The organism is Amycolatopsis albispora, from assembly GCF_003312875.1.
GTDB classification, from domain to species: Bacteria; Actinomycetota; Actinomycetes; order Mycobacteriales; family Pseudonocardiaceae; genus Amycolatopsis; species Amycolatopsis albispora.
Genome location: NZ_CP015163.1, coordinates 2,839,020 through 2,855,539, shown reverse-complemented (window position 1 = coordinate 2,855,539; position 16,520 = coordinate 2,839,020). Strand labels below are relative to the sequence as shown.

The following is a 16,520-nucleotide window of genomic DNA, read 5'->3' as shown; positions in this document are numbered from 1 at the left end:
CAGCCGGTTCCCCGCTCAGAGGGTGGCCAGCTCCGCGGCCAGGTCGTCCAGGCCGAGCGAGCCCGCCGACAGGGCGGCCATGTGCCAGGACTTGGCGTCGAAGGCCTCGCCCTTGGCCTTGCGCGCCGCTTCGCGGCCGTCCAGCCACGCCCGTTCGCCGAGCTTGTAGCTGATCGCCTGGCCCGGCCTGCTGAGGTAGCGGGTGATCTCGCTGTCGATGTACGAATCCGGTTCGCTGCTGTGCGCGGCGAACAGCGCACGGCCCAGGTCCGGCGTCCAGTGCTGCCCGGCGCCCACCGGCGAGTCGCCCGGGATCGGCAGTCCGAGGTGCATGCCGATGTCGATGATCACCCGGATGGCCCGCATCAGCTGCGCTTCCAGGTAACCCAGGCGCGCGCCGGGATCGCGGAGGTAGCCGAGTTCGTCCATCAGCCGTTCCGCGTACAGCGCCCAGCCTTCGGTGCACGCGCTGACCTGGCCGATCCCGGCCTGGAACGCCGACAGCCGGTCGGCGAGGTGCGCCCACTGCGCCATCTGCAGGTGGTGCCCCGGTACGCCCTCGTGGTACCAGGTGCTGATCAGGCTCCACACCGGGAAGCTGGTGCGCCCGAGCGTCGGCAGGTAGGTGCGGCCGGGCCGGGTGAACGACCGGTCCGGGCGGACGTAGTACGGCGCGGCCGCGCTGCCCGGCGGGGCTTCGTGGGCCTCCACCCGGCGGATGCGGCCGGCCAGGTCGAAGTGCGTGCCGTCCAGGTCGCGGATGGCCTCGTCCATCAAGCCCTGCAGCCGGGCGAGGATCGCGGGCACGCCTTCGGCGCGCTCGCCGTGCTCGTTCAGGTGTGCCATCGCTTCGCCGATCGACGCGCCGGGCAGCACCCGCGACGCCTCTTCGGTGATTTCCTCGCGCAGCCGGTGGAATTCGGCCCAGCCCCAGTCGTAGGCCTCCCGCGGGTCGAGGTTCGAGCCGGTCCACTGGCGCGCGGCCACCCGGTAGCGCTCCTCGCCGACGCCGTCCGGCGTGCCCTCCGTCCGCGGCAGGTAGTCCTCGGACAACCACCCGCCCAGTTCGCGCACGGCGGCACCGGCCTGGTCGGCGGCACGGTCGAGGTCACCGCGCAGGGAATCCGGAACCGTCGCTTTCGCGGCCAGCCCGGCGAACCAGCCGCGCCCGTCCGCGACCGCGGACCAGTCGGCCAGCTGCCCGGCCAGCGTCCGCACCTGGCGCGGCGCGGCGGTGAGCCCGCGTTCCGCGCCGGTGCGCAGCGACTCGGTGTACCCGGCGAGCGCCGCGGGCACGTTGGCCATCCGCCGCGCGATCACCGCCCAGTCGTCGTCCGTGGCGGTCGGCATCATGGTGAACACCAGCCGCGTGACGTGCACCGGGCCGAAGATGTTGGACACGTCGCGCAGGTGCTCACCCGCTTCGCTGACGGCCAGGTTCGAGCTGAGCCGCTCGCGCAGCAGGCGGGCGCAGCGCCGCTCGTCGTCGTCCTCCGGGGCGGACGTGCCGCCGACCGCGGCCAGTGTGCGCCGGTCGAGGTCGTCGCGGGCCTGCTGGCCGTCGGGGGAGAAGTCGGGCAACCGGTCGTCACCGGGCCGCAGGCCGGTCATCGTGCCGATGATCGGGTTGAGGTCGGCGAGGTCGTCGGAGTAGGCGTCGGCGAGGTCGCGGATCGCGCGGGCGGGAGAAGCCATACCGGCACCGTATCTTGGTGCGGTGGACCAGGGTGAGGTGCTCGACGGGCGCTACCGGCTCGTGTCGCTGATCGGCCGCGGTGCGATGGGGGCGGTGTGGCTGGCGCACGACGACCGCCTCGGGCGCGAGGTGGCGGTGAAACAGCTGCTGGTGGACGGCCACGACACCGCCGCGGTCGCGCGGGCGGTACGCGAGGGGCGCAACGCCGGACGGCTGCGGCATCCGAACGCGATCGCCGTGTTCGACGTGGTCGAGCACGACGGACGGCCCTGCCTGGTCCTGGAGTACCTGCCGTCGAAGAGCCTGGCCGCCACCGCGGGCCTGTCGCCGCGTGAGGTGGCCGCGATCGGCGCGCAGCTGGCGTCCGCGCTCGCGGCGGCGCACGACGCGGGCATCGTGCACCGCGACATCAAGCCGGACAACGTGCTGATCGGCGAGGACGGCACGGCGAAGATCACCGACTTCGGCATTTCCCGCGCCGAGGGGGAAGCAGCGGTGACCGCGACCGGCGTGCTGGCGGGCACGCCCGCCTACCTGGCGCCCGAGGTCGCGCGGGGCGGCGAAGCGGACAAGCGGTCGGACGTGTACTCGCTCGGCGCGACGCTCTACGCGGTGCTGGAAGGCGAGCCGCCGTTCGGGATCGAGGACAACGCGATCGCGATGCTGCACAAGGTCGCGGGCGGCACGATCACGCCACCCCGCCGCGCCGGTGAACTGACCGGCGCGCTGCTGTGGCTGCTGCACGAGGACCCGGTGGCGCGCCCGTCGATGGCGTCCGCGCGCGAGGTGCTGGCCGCGGCCGCCGAGGGGCGCGAGGTGGCACCGCCGTCACCGAAGACGCCGACACTGCTGCTGCCCACGCGGCGGTGGCTGTCCCGCCGGACCGTGCTCGCGGGCACCGGCGCCGCGGCGCTGGTGGCGGCCGGTGTGGTGGTCGGGTCCCTGCTCAGCAGCCCGGATTCGACCGGCTCGGCGGCCCCGCCCGCGACCTCGTCTGCACCGCCGGTGGCTGACTGCGGCGCGCGGTTCACCGTGGGCGGCTCGTGGCCCGACGGCTACCAGGCGGCGGTGACCCTCCGGAACTCCGGCGACCGCGCGCTCACCGGCTGGCAGCTGAGCTGGACGATGCCGGACGGGCACCGCGTGGACAACCTGTGGGGCGGCCAGTTCACGCAGACCGGCACCGCGGTGTCGGTGACCAACGCCGACTACAACGTCACGGTCCCCGCCGGGGGCTCGGTGGAGGTCGGCATGACGGTGCGGGCGTCCACCGGCACCCGCGACGCACCGGAGGTCCGCTGCGAAGAGCGTTGACAGCCGGGCCTAACTGGAACTAACTTGGTTGCAGTTCGAAGGTCGCGAAGGGGGCACGGGTGGGACTCAGCAGCCGGAGTGCGGTGGCGATCCACGCGCTGACCCTGCTGGGGCGCTGGGAGGACCGGTCGCTGACCTCCGCGGAGATCGCGGACAGCCTGAACAGCAACGCGGTGCTCGTGCGCCGCATTCTCGGCGGCCTGCGCGACGCCGGTCTGGTGCTGGCCACCGAGGGGCGGGGCGGCGGCTGGTCGCTGGCCCGCGCGCCACGCGAAATCACGCTCTACGACGCGTATGCGGCGGTCGAGGCGGGCCCGGTCCTGTCGCGGCACGCCCATCCGCCGAGCGAGGCGTGCGAGGTCGGGCGCCACATGCAGGCGCTGGTCGACGCGGAGTTCCGGGAAGCGGAGCACGCGCTGGCGCAACGGCTGCGGCAGACGACCATCGCGCAGCTGGTCCGGCAGGTGGTCGCGCTCGAACGCGGCGCACCGGCCGGACGGTAGTACCCGGCGGAGGGTTCTCCGCCTTTCTTTTTGCCCTAACTGTAACCGTTGTAGTTGCAGTTTATCGAGAGGAATCCCGGATGACCGCAACACCTACCGCCACGCGCGGCCTGCTGGCGGTGCTCCTGCCGTCGATGCTGGTCACGGTGATCGCCAGCGACATGGTCAACCTGGTGCTCCCGTCGATCGGCGCCGAGTTCGACGCCACCGAAGCGGAACTCGCCTGGGTGGTCACCGGCTTCCTGCTGGTGTTCTCCGTTGGAATTCCCTTCTACGGCCGCATTTCCGACCGGGCCGGGCTGCGGCAGCTGTTCGCCTTCGCGTTGCTCGCCTACGCCGCCGGGAGCCTGGTCTGCGCGCTCGCCCCGGAACTGCTCGTCCTGGTGCTCGGGCGGATCGTGATGGGCGCGGGCGCGGCGGCGATCCCGGTGCTCTCGATCGTCGCGGTGACCCGGCTGGTGCCACCGGACCGGCGCGGCATGGGGATCGGCGTGGTGTCCGCGGCCGCCGGGATCGGCACCGCCGCGGGACCGGCGCTCGGCGGCGGCATCGGCCAGGCGCTCGGCTGGCCCGCGTTGTTCTGGCTGATGTTCGCCGCCGCGCTGGTGCTGCTGCCGGCCGCATGGCGTGTGCTGCCCGGTGCGCCGCCCGCCGCGGCCGGCCGGTTCGACCTGCTCGGCGGAATCCTGCTCGGGCTCGGTGCCGGGACCGTCCTTTTCGGATTCACGCGGGCGCAGGCCGCCGGGTTCGCCGCGCCTTCCGCGTGGGGCAGCCTGGTGCTGGCCGTGGTGGCGCTCGGGTTGTTCGGGTGGCGCACGACCCGCGTCGCGCGGCCGTTCGTGCCGCCCGCGTTGTTCGGCAACCGGGTCTACCGGGCCGCGGTGGTGGTCGCCTTCCTGGCCATGACCGTCAACCTGGGCGGGCTGGTTTTTGTGCCGCTGCTGGTGGTCGAGGTCAACGGGCTCACGCCGGGGGAGGGCGCGCTGGTGATGATCCCGGCCGGGCTCGCCGTCGCCGCGTTGTCACCGGTGATCGGGCGCGTCGCGGACCGGACCGGCACCCGGCCGCTGGTACTGGCCGGGCTGGTGGTGATGGGGTTGTTCTCGCTGTTCCTGGCGTTCTCCGCCGGGTCGGTGCTGCTGGCCGGGGTGGGCGTTCTCGGGCTGAGCGCCGGGGTCATCTTCGTGCTGACGCCGATCATCAGCGCGGCGGCGGGCGCGCTGCCCGCCGAGCAGGTCGGCGTGGGGCTGGGCATTCTGCAGGGCGCGCAGTTCCTGGGCGCCGGCGCCGGTCCGGCGTTGTTCGGCGTGCTCGTGACGGCGAGCAGGGAAGCCGGTAGCCTCGCCGTCGATGCTTATTCGGCCGTTTTCCTGGCCATGGGCGTCGTGGTGGTGTTCGCGCTGGCGGCGGCTTTCCGGATGCGCATCCCCGGATAAGGGGAGGGAATTCCCGCTTTTCTCGCCCGGTCGGGGGTAATTCCTTCGTTCGATGACGTGCCGCCGGTTCCCCGGCCCGAGAATCGGGCGCATGCGTGTACGGCGGTTCGCCTCGGTTTCTGCTGGTGTCGCGGCTGTGGTGGGGGTGGTCGTGGCCGTGGTGGCCGCTCCCGGCGCGGTCGCGGCGACCCTGCCGGGCGGACTCGGGCCGTGCGCCGGGAATGCCTGTCCCGGCAAATACCCGCCCGTCGGCAACGGTTCCTTCGCCGGTCGGGACAACGGCATCAATGTTTATGTCGGCGGTGGTTTCCAGGTGCGCGGTTCGGCCGCGGAAGCCGAGGGCCGCGTGGTCGTGCTGGGTGATTTCGACCAGGCGAAGGCGGCCGGAGTGTCCTCTGTGTACAACGTCGGCATCGCCGGGGTCGGCTCCAGGGTGCCGCCGCCGGACGGCGCGGACTTCCTGACCACCGGCGGCGACGTGCGCGTCGCCGGTGGGCAGCGGCTCCTCGCCGACGGCGGTGTGGTCCGGCACGCGGGCTCGCTCACCGGGACCGTCACCGGAACGCTGGTGGCGGATCCGGACGCGGCCAAGCCGTATCTCGGGCTGCGTGCGCAACTCGAGGCCGCGAGCCGCTGCTACACCCGCCCGGCGGCGACCGGCACCGCGCGCAACCAGGGTTACCGCACGCTGTTCACCGGGGACGGGCAGTCCGCGCTCCAGGTGTTCACTGTGGACTTCGACCTGACCGGGCCGGGCGGCGGCATGCAGGGCATCGAGTTCGAAGGCATTCCGGCGGGGGCGACCGTGCTGGTCAACCTGGTCGGCGCGGCGCGGACCATCAACACCTACAGCGGCGACCTCGCCGACCAGGATCCGCTGAACAAGCTGCGGGAGCGGCTGCTGTGGAACTTCCCGGACGCCGGTGAGGTGCGGATCGCCGGTGGTGCGCAGTTCCAGGGGAGCGTGCTGATCGGCAACCCGGACAGCCTCGCCACGATCACCGCCTCCGGCATGAACGGCCGGTTCTTCACCACCGGTTCGCTACTCCACACCTCGGCGGCGACCGGCGGGGGCGGGCAGGAAATCCACGCGTACCCCTTCGACGGCGACCTGCCCGACTGCACCACCCCGCCCACCACTGACCCCACTTCCACCGAGCCCACCACCACCGACCCCACCACAACCACAACGGAACCCACCACCACAACCACCGAGCCGACCACGACCGAGCCGACCACGACGACAACCGAGCCCACCACGACCACGACAACCACGACCGAGCCCAGCACCACGACCACCGAGCCCACGATCACTGAGCCCACGATCACTGAGCCGACGACCACCACGACGGAGCCGACCACCACCACGACCGAGCCCACCACCACGAGCCCGACGACCACCACGACGGAGCCCACGGCAACAACCGAGCCGACCACAACCGAACCGACGACCGAGCCCACCAGCACCACCACAGGCCAGACCACCACGACCGAGCCCGCCACCACGAGCCCGACGGCCACCAAGCTCACCTCGAGCAAAGCCCCCGGCGGCAGCTCGACCAGCAAGCAACCGATAGCGCCCCATCCCGGCGGCGGTCCAGCCGGCCACCGTCCCCTGGCGTCGACCGGGATCGACGTCCGCGTGCCCCTGATCCTCGGGCTGGGCATGCTCGGCCTCGGCGCCGTCCTGGTGGCCGTCGCGGTCCACCGCAACCGCCGCGAATCCTGACCCGGCTACCGGCTGATGCTCCGCAGGTGCGTCCGCAGCACGGCGTGCATCAGCTCAGGCGTCATCCGGTCCGGCTGAACGACGCCGTCGGTGAGCAGCCCGTCGACGAGCGCGGCGAGGCGTTCGGTCTCGACGTCGATGTCGAGACCCTCGCGCAGGGCACCGCGTTGCGCGGAACCTTCGAGGATCCGGCGCATCAGCAGGCGCACGCCGTCGTAGAGCCTGCGTAGCAGCGGCCGCAGCTGCGGGCTCGTGCGCGCCGCGTCGGCGAAGGCCAGCCACACGACGGCTTCGGTGTGGCGTTCGTCGTCCATCGGCAGCAGTTCCGCCAGCAGGTCCTCGACCGCCGCCAGCCGCGCCTCGTCGCTCGGCCCGGTCTTGGCGGGTTCGACCTTGGCCAGCACGCGGGCCGAGATCCGCTCGACGAACACTTCGAGCGCGAACTCGATCATCTCCTCGCTGCCGGTGAAGTAGTGCCGGACGGACCCGGTGGCCAGCCCGGCCTCGGCGGCCACGTTGCGCAGCGACGCCTGCGGCAGCCCGCGCGCGGCGACCACCCGGAACACCGCTTCGGCCACGGCGGTCCGCCGGGTCTCCGGATCGACGATCTTCGGCACGGTTGCCTTTGTAGCACAGCCTTGCTAATTTAAATGGCACAGCTGAGCTAAAAAGCTCACCCAGCACAACGGAGGGGGCCCGAGTTGCCTGGTTGGCTGACCGTCGTCCTGGTGGTCGCGGGGATCGGTTACACCATCGCGCGGCGCGCCATCGGCGAACCGCTCGCCGCGCGCGACCTGTTCGCCACGCCGGTGATCCTGCTGGCACTGGGCGTGCACCGGGTGTCCGAGCACGGGCACCTCGCCGCCGCGGACTGGTTCTGGCTCATCTGCACCGGGGTGGTGGGGCTCGCGTTCGGGGTGTGGCGCGGCACGACGGTGCGGCTGGCGGTCCGCGACGGCGTGCTCTGGCAGCGGTATCCGGCACGCGCGTACCTCGTCTGGGTGGTGTCGCTGGCGGGCAACGCTGCGCTCGGCTTCCTCGCGCTGTCCGCGGGCATGGCGGGTGACCTCCGGTCGATGCCGCTGTCGATCGGGGTCGGCCTGCTGGGGGAGGCGCTCGCGATCGGTGCGCGCGGGATGGCGGCGGGCGTGCCGTTCGCGCCCAGTGGCGCCGGGCATCCCGGCCTCCGGTTCGGCGCGCGCCCGGCCGAACTGCCGGACGCGCCCACTCTGCGGCAGGCTGTGCTGACCCTGTCCGGCGTGCGGCACTGAGGCCGCGCCTACCATCTACGCGTGGCAGAGCCTCCCGAAGCTGACCGGCCGGATGACTTCCTGTCCTTTGTGGACGTCGCGCTCGACCGGACCCAGGAACTGCTGCCCGGCACCGACCGGGCCGCGATGTCCATGGTGCTGCTGACCCACCGGGTGGCGAACGCGCTGGTCTACGACCTCGAATCGACCGTGCACCGGCCAGCCGGGTGGAGCTGGTCGGCGTTCCGGCTGCTGTTCACGCTGTGGGTGTCCGGCCCGCAGGAACCCAGCCGGGCCGCCGAGCTGACCGGGATGAGCCGGGCCGCGGTGTCCAGCCTGGCCAAGACCCTCACCACGGCGGGCCTGCTCGACCGGATGCCCGGCGAGCGGGACCGGCGGGCCGTGCGGCTGGGCCTGACCGACGCCGGCCGGGAGCGGCTGGAAGAGGCGTTCCGCAGGCACAACGACCGCGAACGGTCCTGGGCCGGTCTGCTCGAACCCGGCGAGCTGGAGGCGCTCAACCGCATCCTCACCAAGCTCGCCACGGCCGCGCACACCGAGGACTGGGTCAACCTGCGCTTCTGAATTCCTGTGATCCAGCTCACGCTGGTGTCCGTGGCCGGGGTCACGTACGTTCCCGGGTAATCAAACCTTTGATTATCTGCTGGGAAAGGGACTGCCGATGACGCACAGCCCTCCGCTCGCCCCGCCCGCCCAGTCCGCGCAACTGCGGCGCGTGGTCGGCGCGAGCCTGGTCGGCACCACGATCGAGTGGTACGACTTCTTCATCTACGCCTCGGCCGCCGGCCTGGTGTTCGGCACGCAGTTCTTCCCCGCGCTGGACGGCACGGCGGCGCTGCTGGCCTCCTTCGCCACGCTGGGCGTGAGCTTCGTGGCGCGGCCCGTCGGCGGCATCGTGGCCGGGCACCTCGGCGACCGTTACGGGCGCAAAGCCGTGCTGGTGGCGACGCTGCTGCTGATGGGCATCTCCACGGTCGGTGTCGGCGTGCTGCCGTCCTACGGCTCGATCGGCGTCGCCGCGCCCGTGCTCCTGGTGGTTCTCCGCTTGCTGCAAGGACTTTCCGCCGGCGGGGAGTGGGGCGGGGCCGCGCTGATGTCGGTCGAGCACGCGCCACCGGGCCGTCGCGGGTTCTTCGGCTCCTTCCCGCAGATCGGCGTGCCGATCGGGCTGCTGCTGGCGAACCTGGTCTTCTTCACCGTTTCGTCCGTCACCACCGCCGAGCAGTTCCAGGCCTGGGGCTGGCGCGTCCCGTTCCTGCTGTCGGTGGTGCTGATCGGGGTCGGGTTCTTCGTCCGCGCCAAGGTTTCCGAGAGCCCGGTGTTCACCGAGCTGCGTGACCGCCGGACGCGGCGCGCGGCCCCGCTGCCGCACCTGTTCCGCACCAACCGGCGTGAACTGCTCGTCGCCATCGGGCTGTTCATCGCCAACAACATGGTCGGCTACATCCTGATCGCGTTCATCAACTCCTACGGCACGCGCACGCTCGGCCTGTCCAGCACCACCATGCTGTTCGTCGGCATGGTCGGCGCGGTCGCCTGGGGGGTGTTCACCGTCCTTTCCGGACACTGGTCGGACCGGTGGGGCCGTCGCCGCACCTACCTCGTCGGCATCGTGGCGATGGGCGCGTGGACCTTCCCGTTCTTCCTGCTCTTCGACACCCGGTCGGTGCCGCTGATGCTGGCTTCGGTGATCGTGCTCGCGTTCGGGCTCGGCCTGACCTACGGCCCGCAGGCCGCGACTTACGCGGAACTGTTCCCGGCTTCGGTGCGCTACAGCGGCGTTTCCTTCGCGTATGCGTTCGGCGCGATCCTCGGCGGCGGGTTCGCGCCTCTGGTCGGAACCTGGCTGATCGGCGTCACTGGCACTTCTTTGTCGGTGTCGGCCTACATGCTGCTCGCGTGCCTGATCACCTTCGCCGCCGTGCTCGCCCTGCGCGAGCGCCCCGCCGCCGAACGCGAGGCGTTCGTGCTGGCGACAGACTGAATTCCGCACCACGAAAGGAAAACCATGGCCAAGCCGTTCGCGTCCTCCGCCGACACCGCCGCCAAGGAGCAGACCCTGGAGGTGCTCGCCGACGGCGTCTACGCGCTGACCGCCGAGGGCGACCCGAACATCGGCGCGATCGAGGGCGAGGACTTCCTCGTCTGCTTCGAGGCGCTCGCCACCCCGGTCGCCGCGCGCAAGTGGCTGGCGAAACTGCGCGAGCACACCGGCAAGCCCGTGCGGTACCTGGTGCTTTCGCACTACCACGCGGTGCGTGTGCTGGGCGCCAGCGCGTTCGGCGCCGAGACGATCGTCGCGCACGAGACCACCGCCGCGTTGATCGCCGAGCGCGGGAAACAGGACTGGGAAAGCGAATTCGCCCGCATGCCGCGCCTGGCCGAGGCCGCGGACTCGGTGCCCGGTCTCACCTGGCCGACGCTCACCTTCGCCGACCGCCTGACCATCGACCTCGGTGGCGACCGCGGCGAGCTGGTGCTGCAGTGGCACGGCCGCGGCCACACCGAAGGCGACATCACGGCCTGGCTGCCACAGCGGAAGATCCTGTTCGCGGGCGACCTCGTGGAGGCCGAGGCGGCGTTGTACACCGGGGACGCCTTCCACCGCGAATGGGCCACGGGCACGCTGGACGCGGTGCAGGCGCTCGGCGCGGAACAGCTGGTCGGCGGGCGTGGCGCGGTCAGCCGGGGCCGGGCGGCCGTCGATGCCGCGATCGAGCAGACGCGCGGTTTCCTGGAGGTGATGATCCGCGAGGTCGGTGCCGTGCGGGAGCGCGGCGGCACGCTCAAGGAGGCCTTCGACGCCACGCACGCGGCGCTGGTGGACGACTACGGCCACTGGCCGATCTTCGAGCACTGCCTGCCGTTCGACGTCTCGCGGTTGTGGGACGAGCTGTCCGGCATCGAGCGCCCGGTGATCTGGACCGCCGAACGCGACCGGGAGGTGTGGGCGCAACTGCAGGGCTGAGCACTCGGGCTGGAAAGGAGTCCTTCATGGCTGAACCGTGGCCGCTGGAGCCGGTTCTCGTGCTGGGCGCGGGGCCGGTCGGCCAGACCACGGCGCTGCTGCTCGCGCGGCACGGCGTGCCGTCGATCGTGCTCGACCGGCGCCCGGCCCGCGACCTGGCCGGGTCCAAGGCGATCTGCCAGCAACGCGACGTGCTCGACATCTGGGAGGCGGTCGGCGCGGGCCGCCGCATCGCCGACGAGGGCGTCACCTGGACCACCGCCCGCACCTTTCACGGCGAAACCGAGCTGTTCAGCTACACCTTCGCCGAGCCGGGCACGCCGGAGTTCCCGCCGTTCGTGAACCTGTCGCAGAGCCGCACCGAGGAGATCCTCGACGAGCGGATCGCCGCCGAGCCGCTGGTGGACCTGCGCTGGGGGCACGAGGTGACCGGCATCGACCAGGACACGACCGGGGTGACGGTCACGGCGGGTGACCGGTCGCTGCGGGGTTCCTACCTGGTCGTGTGCACCGGGGCCCGCAGCGACGAGCTGCGCCGCCTGCTCGGGGTCCGGTTCGACGGCGAGTCCTTCGACGACCGGTTCCTGATCTGCGACATCCGCGCCGACCTGCCCGGCTGGGCCACCGAACGGCGGTTCTACTTCGATCCCGCGTGGAACCCCGGCCGCCAGGTGCTCATCCACCCGTGCCCCGGCTCGACCTACCGCATCGACTGGCAGGTTCCGGCGGGCTACGACCTCGACGCCGAGGTCGCCTCCGGGGCGCTGGACGCCCGGATCCGCCGGATCATCGGTGACCGCGAGTACGAGATCGTCTGGAAGTCGGTCTACCGCTTCCACTCGCGCGTGGCCGACCGCATGCGGTGCGGGCGCGTGCTGCTCGCGGGGGACGCGGCGCACCTGGTCTCGCCGTTCGGGGCGCGTGGGCTGAACTCCGGCGTCGGCGACGCGGAGAACGCGGCGTGGAAGATCGCGTACGCCGGCCGTGGCTGGGCGCCGGAGGAACTGCTGGAGAGCTACCACGACGAACGGCACGCGGCGGCACGCGAGAACATCGCGGTCACCACGGCGACCATGGACTTCCTGGTGCCGCCCGACAAAGCCCGCGCGCGGCAACGAAGTGCGGTGCTCGCGCGTGCGGCCGTCGATCCGGAGGCGCGGGCGGCGGTGGATTCCGGGCGGCTCGCCGAGCCGTTCTGGTACGTCGATTCCCCGCTGACCACGCCGGATCCGGCGCGTCCGTTCGGCGGCCGCCCGCCACGTGGTGAGGTGCCGCCCGCCGGGCCGGGGGTGCTGCTCCCGGACGCGCCCGTGGTGGTGCCCGGGATCGGGCCGACGCGTGCTCGTGCCATCGCCCGCGACGGTTTTCTGCTGCTCAGCACGATCGAAGTAGTCGCGCCCGGCCGCGCGCGGGTGCTCCGGCTCGCCGAAATCGATCCGGACGGCGCACTGACCACCGCGCTCGGCGCCAAGCCGGGTGAGGTGTGGGTCGTCCGGCCGGACGCCCACGTCGCGGCCGTGCTCACCGAGCCGTCACCGGCGGAGATCGAGGCCGCGCTGGCGCGAGCGGCAGGCCGATACAGTGGACCCGTGTTCCGGACGGAGGCCGTATGAGCAGTCGAATTCCCGCTGTGGCAAGGCATCTCTGCGACGACGCGGCGGTGTTCCCGCCGGGTTTGGCGCCACTGCCCGACGCGGTCCGCGCCTATCTCGGCCGGGCCGGTGCTTGGTACGAGGACCTGGTCGGCCCGCTCGTGCTGGCGGCGAAGGCGCTCCCGGAGCTGGGTTCGCTGCTGCCGGACGACGGTACGCGGCTACCGCTCTCGGTGACCCTGCCCGACGGCCCGGCCGGGTTGCCGGGCGTGCTGGACGCGGTGGCGGCGCTGCCGGTCGAGCTGCGGTCGATCGAGGTGGCCGTGCCCGCCGGCCTGGCGGTCACCGACTTCCTGGCCCAGCTCGACGACGCGCCCGAGGTGGACGTCTACGTCGAGGTGCCGCGTGACGACCGGCGGCCGCGGGTGCTGGACGGCATCGCCGGGCGGTACCGCGCGAAGTTCCGGACCGGCGGCGTGCGCGCGGACCTCTACCCGGACGAAGCCGAGCTGGCCGCCGCGATCGCCGCGGTGGTCGCGGCGGGCGTGCCGTTCAAGGCCACCGCCGGACTGCACCACGCGGTGCGCAACACCGACCCGGAAACCGGGTTCGAGCAGCACGGCTTCCTCAACCTCCTGGTCGCCACGGACGGCCTGCTCGACGGCGGCTCCACCGAGGACGCCGCCGCCGTGCTGGCCGAACGTGACGGCGCGAAGCTCGCCGGTACGCTCGCTGCGCTCGGCGAGGAACGTGCCGCGGCGGTCCGCGCGTCGTTCACCTCGTTCGGCACCTGCAGCATCACCGACCCGCTCACTGAACTGGTGGAGCTGGGCCTGGTCACCGCGCCGCGATCCGGCGCCGGTACGGAAGGGACAACCGCATGACCGTGATCCGAGTCCCGGACGGCTCGCCGTTCGGCCACGACAACCTGCCGTACGGGGTGTTCTCCCGGCCGGGAGAGGCGCCCCGCGCCGGGGTGCGGCTCGGGGATTCCGTGGTGGACCTGGCGATCCTGCTCGGTGACGACGTGTTCGCCGCGTCGTCGCTGAACCCGTTCCTGGCGCAGGGTCGCGCCCGCTGGACCGAGGTGCGTGCCCGGATCGGCGAGCTGGTCGCCGGGGACGTGCCGGACCAGGCGGTCCATCCGGTCGCGCAGGTCGAGCTGCACCTGCCGGTCGAGGTCGCGGACTACGTGGACTTCTACGCCTCCGAGCACCACGCGTCGAACCTCGGCAGGTTGTTCCGGCCGGACTCCGAGCCGCTGATGCCGAACTGGAAGCACCTGCCGGTCGGTTACCACGGCCGCGCCGGGACCGTGGTGGTCTCCGGCACCGACATCGTGCGGCCGTGCGGCCAGCGCAAGGCGCCGGACGAGACCGCGCCGACCTACGGCCCGAGCCGGCGGCTGGACATCGAAGCCGAGCTGGGTTTTGTGGTCGGCACCGGCTCGCCGCTGGGCTCGCGCATCGGCGTCGGCGAGTTCGACGAGCACGTTTTCGGCGCGGTGCTGGTCAACGACTGGTCCGCGCGTGACCTGCAGGCCTGGGAGTACGTGCCGCTCGGCCCGCACCTCGGCAAGAGCTTCGCCACCTCGATCTCGCCGTGGGTGGTCCCGATGGACGCGCTCGCCGCCGCCCGCGTCCCGTTGCCGGGGCAGGACCCGGAACCGCTGCCGTACCTGCGCGGCGGGCAGTGGGGGCTGGACATCGACCTGGCGGTGGAGTGGAACGGCGAGGTCGTCGCCCGGCCGCCGTACCGCGAGATGTACTGGTCGCCGGCGCAGATGCTGGCGCACCTGACCGTCAACGGCGCTTCGGCGCGCACCGGTGACCTGTTCGCCTCCGGCACCATCTCCGGTCCGGAGAAGGAGCAGCGCGGGGCGTTCATCGAGCTGACCTGGGGCGGGCGCGAACCGGTGGTGGTCAAGGGTGAGGAACGCACCTTCCTGGCCGACGGCGACGAGGTGACGATCACCGCCACCGCGCCGGGCGCGAACGGCGGCCGGATCGGCTTCGGTGAGGTCACCGGCACGATCCGCCCGGCCGCCGGGGACTGAGCCGTGACCGGATTCGGCATCCCGCGCCCCGAGGTGCTCGAAGCCAGGCAGAAGCTGGTGCTCGACCACTTCCGCGACGAGGTCGCGCAGGACTGGGACGCCACCCTGTCGACCTTCCCGCACCCGCACTACGAAGTGATCGCGACGATGACCGTGCACGACGGCGAAAGCGCCGTCCGCGGTTACTACCACGACACCCGGACAGCGTTTCCCGACCAGCGTCACGAGCTGATCGCCCTGCGGCACAGCGCCGACGCGGTGATCGTGGAGTTCTGGCTGCTCGGCACGCACCTGGGGCCGTTCGGCAAGCTGCCGCCGACCGGCTCGAAGTTCCGGGTGCGCATGACGGCGTACTTCATCTTCGACGCCGGCGAGAACCTGGTGTGCGAGCGGATCTACTTCGACACGCTGTCCCTGCTCAAGCAGCTCGTCGGCGGGATCGACAAGCGGAAGCCGAAGAACTGGCTGCTGCTGGTCAGGCTGGTCCGCGGGCTGCTCGCGATGACCGGTGAGCAGCCCGACCGGCGCCTGGTCGAAACCACCGAACCGGCCGGGCTCACGGGCCCCGGTTCTCCAGCTCCCGGATGAGTGCCTGGCAGCGGCGGTCAGCGGAGAGGTAGGCGTCGGCGAAAACGTTGACCACCCCGCGCAGCAGGGCCCACGGTTGCCAGGCGGCGGGCGCCAGCGTGCGCCCGGCACGGCGAGCGATGGCGTCGGCGAGCACGCGGGCCGCCTGCTCGGCGGTGATCCGCCGCCGCAACGGCCGCGGCAGGCGGGCTTCCAGCGCGCGGCCCAGCGGGTCATCGTCCAAAGTGGTCCGCGCGAGCTGGGTGTCGACCACGCCGAAGTACGCGACGCCGACGCTGACACCGTGCGCGGCGAGTTCGAGCCGCAGCGCGCGGCCCAGCTGCTCCGCACCGGCCTTGCTGATCATGTACGCGGCGCCGCCGGGGCCGGGGGTGAAGGCCGCCGCCGAGGAGATCACCACGATGTGCCCGCGGCGGGTGATCACGTCCCCGATCGCGGGCCGGACCGAGTTGAACACGCCGGTGACGTTGACGTCGAGCACGCGGTCGAACTCGGCGTCGTCGATCTGGCGCAACGTCGCGGGCGGCGGGGTCACGCCCGCGTTGGCCACCACCACGTCCAGTCCGTGCGCGCGCTGGGAAAGCTCCCGCACCGCGTCGGCCGTCGCCGTGCGGGAGCGGACGTCCGCTGCCGCGGTGTGCACGCGGGAGCCGAGCGCCGCCGCGGCCTTGGCGAGCGCGTCGGCGTCGCGGTCCAGCAACGCGAGCACAGCGCCGCGCGCGTGCAGTTCGTGTGCCAGCGCCAGCCCGATTCCGGCGGCACCGCCGGTGATCAGCACGGCCTTGCCCGCGATGTCGTAGCTTCGCCCGCCGGGCAGCGGAAGCCCGAGGTCGCGCAGGGTCGACGTGACGGCGTTCATCGGTTCTCCCTGTCCAAGCGGTCCACGCGGGAAACCACACCAGAAGCCCAGCCGCCGGTGACCCGCCGCAGCACGGGACCGGATGCGGCGAGCACCGGCACCAGCCACGGCGCGGCGTCCACCGCGAAGGTCCAGCACAGCCGCGTCCCGCCCGTTTCGGGGAGTAGCCTGAGGTCCTCGGCGAACCGCCGGAAACCCGGCCGGTTCGCGGCTTCCGCGCTGAACGTCATCCGGCTGCCCTCGTCCCAGCGGTAGAACCGCTCGCGCAGCGAGGCCACCCCGCCGACGGTGACGGTCCTGGTGGTGCCCACGCCGAACGGCCGGGGTGAGGTCCATGCGGCGCCGGTGATCAGCTTCGACCACGACACCAGCGCGTCGTCCGCGGCGAGCACCTGCCACACACGCTCGGGCGGCGCGGCGATGTGGACCTCGTGCGGGAACCGGAACCGCGCGGTCCGGAGAAAGTTGTCGTCGCTCTCGGCGAGCGGGTACCACCGCGCCACGGTGT

16 protein-coding genes are annotated in these 16,520 nt (G+C 72.3%); 12 read left to right on the top strand and 4 right to left on the bottom strand.

Translation table 11 applies throughout. From position 1 onward, the window contains the following. Positions 1 to 15: 15 nt before the first annotated feature. Positions 16 to 1,695 carry a DUF885 domain-containing protein gene (locus A4R43_RS13265; RefSeq protein WP_113692623.1) on the bottom strand — a complete coding sequence of 560 codons (1,680 nt, stop codon included), beginning with the start codon at positions 1,693 to 1,695 and terminating at the stop codon, positions 16 to 18. A 22-nt stretch (positions 1,696 to 1,717) separates the two neighbouring features. Here A4R43_RS13265 and A4R43_RS13260 point away from each other — a divergent pair, with 22 nt between their 5' ends. The 4 genes from A4R43_RS13260 (at position 1,718) to A4R43_RS13245 (ending at position 6,678) form a co-directional block, all read left to right on the top strand. Continuing rightward, positions 1,718 to 3,010, top strand: coding sequence for a protein kinase domain-containing protein (locus tag A4R43_RS13260; RefSeq protein WP_113692622.1), 1,293 nt, complete (start codon positions 1,718 to 1,720; stop codon positions 3,008 to 3,010). Positions 3,011 to 3,069: 59 nt separating this feature from the next. After that, on the top strand, positions 3,070 to 3,513 hold the full coding sequence (locus A4R43_RS13255; RefSeq protein WP_113692621.1) for an RrF2 family transcriptional regulator: 444 nt from the start codon (positions 3,070 to 3,072) through the stop codon (positions 3,511 to 3,513). An 80-nt stretch (positions 3,514 to 3,593) separates the two neighbouring features. Continuing rightward, positions 3,594 to 4,949 carry an MFS transporter gene (locus tag A4R43_RS13250; protein ID WP_113692620.1) on the top strand — a complete coding sequence of 452 codons (1,356 nt, stop codon included), beginning with the start codon at positions 3,594 to 3,596 and terminating at the stop codon, positions 4,947 to 4,949. A 91-nt stretch (positions 4,950 to 5,040) separates the two neighbouring features. After that, a complete protein-coding gene (locus tag A4R43_RS13245; protein WP_113692619.1) occupies positions 5,041 to 6,678 on the top strand; it encodes a choice-of-anchor A family protein in 1,638 nt (545 codons plus the stop codon). Between the two features lie 5 nt (positions 6,679 to 6,683). On the opposite strand, the gene A4R43_RS13240 is transcribed toward A4R43_RS13245, so the two are convergent. After that, positions 6,684 to 7,295: a TetR/AcrR family transcriptional regulator gene (locus tag A4R43_RS13240; RefSeq protein ID WP_113692618.1), complete on the bottom strand. Its 612-nt coding sequence runs from the start codon at positions 7,293 to 7,295 to the stop codon at positions 6,684 to 6,686. 111 nt (positions 7,296 to 7,406) lie between these two features. Here A4R43_RS13240 and A4R43_RS13235 point away from each other — a divergent pair, with 111 nt between their 5' ends. The 8 genes from A4R43_RS13235 (at position 7,407) to A4R43_RS13200 (ending at position 15,153) form a co-directional block, all read left to right on the top strand. Further along, positions 7,407 to 7,949: a DUF1453 domain-containing protein gene (locus tag A4R43_RS13235; RefSeq protein WP_205215324.1), complete on the top strand. Its 543-nt coding sequence runs from the start codon at positions 7,407 to 7,409 to the stop codon at positions 7,947 to 7,949. A 21-nt stretch (positions 7,950 to 7,970) separates the two neighbouring features. After that, positions 7,971 to 8,513 (top strand): MarR family winged helix-turn-helix transcriptional regulator, encoded by a 543-nt coding sequence (locus A4R43_RS13230; protein WP_236808962.1) that lies wholly within the window; start codon positions 7,971 to 7,973, stop codon positions 8,511 to 8,513. A 97-nt stretch (positions 8,514 to 8,610) separates the two neighbouring features. Beyond that, the gene (locus A4R43_RS13225) at positions 8,611 to 9,933 is read left to right on the top strand and encodes an MFS transporter (protein WP_113692617.1); all 1,323 of its coding nucleotides are present in this window, start codon (positions 8,611 to 8,613) and stop codon (positions 9,931 to 9,933) included. A gap of 24 nt (positions 9,934 to 9,957) precedes the next feature. Then, positions 9,958 to 10,917 carry an MBL fold metallo-hydrolase gene (locus A4R43_RS13220; RefSeq protein ID WP_113692616.1) on the top strand — a complete coding sequence of 320 codons (960 nt, stop codon included), beginning with the start codon at positions 9,958 to 9,960 and terminating at the stop codon, positions 10,915 to 10,917. A gap of 26 nt (positions 10,918 to 10,943) precedes the next feature. After that, the gene (locus A4R43_RS13215) at positions 10,944 to 12,530 is read left to right on the top strand and encodes an FAD-dependent monooxygenase (RefSeq protein WP_113692615.1); all 1,587 of its coding nucleotides are present in this window, start codon (positions 10,944 to 10,946) and stop codon (positions 12,528 to 12,530) included. Continuing rightward, positions 12,527 to 13,393 (top strand): hypothetical protein, encoded by an 867-nt coding sequence (locus A4R43_RS13210; RefSeq protein ID WP_113692614.1) that lies wholly within the window; start codon positions 12,527 to 12,529, stop codon positions 13,391 to 13,393. Before A4R43_RS13215 ends, A4R43_RS13210 begins: the two co-directional genes overlap by 4 nt. After that, complete coding sequence (gene fahA / locus A4R43_RS13205; protein ID WP_113692613.1) at positions 13,390 to 14,565, top strand: fumarylacetoacetase; 1,176 nt, start codon at positions 13,390 to 13,392, stop codon at positions 14,563 to 14,565. The genes A4R43_RS13210 and fahA overlap by 4 nt, the downstream gene beginning before the upstream one ends. A gap of 3 nt (positions 14,566 to 14,568) precedes the next feature. Then, a complete protein-coding gene (locus tag A4R43_RS13200) occupies positions 14,569 to 15,153 on the top strand; it encodes an ester cyclase (RefSeq protein WP_113692612.1) in 585 nt (194 codons plus the stop codon). Here the strand turns inward: A4R43_RS13200 and A4R43_RS13195 are convergent. Both A4R43_RS13195 and A4R43_RS13190 read right to left on the bottom strand, forming a co-directional pair. Continuing rightward, complete coding sequence (locus A4R43_RS13195) at positions 15,122 to 16,012, bottom strand: short-chain dehydrogenase/reductase (RefSeq protein ID WP_113692611.1); 891 nt, start codon at positions 16,010 to 16,012, stop codon at positions 15,122 to 15,124. The two genes, A4R43_RS13200 and A4R43_RS13195, sit on opposite strands and share 32 nt — an antisense overlap. After that, positions 16,009 to 16,515 (bottom strand): SRPBCC family protein, encoded by a 507-nt coding sequence (locus A4R43_RS13190; RefSeq protein ID WP_113692610.1) that lies wholly within the window; start codon positions 16,513 to 16,515, stop codon positions 16,009 to 16,011. The genes A4R43_RS13195 and A4R43_RS13190 overlap by 4 nt, the downstream gene beginning before the upstream one ends. Positions 16,516 to 16,520 lie beyond the last annotated feature (5 nt).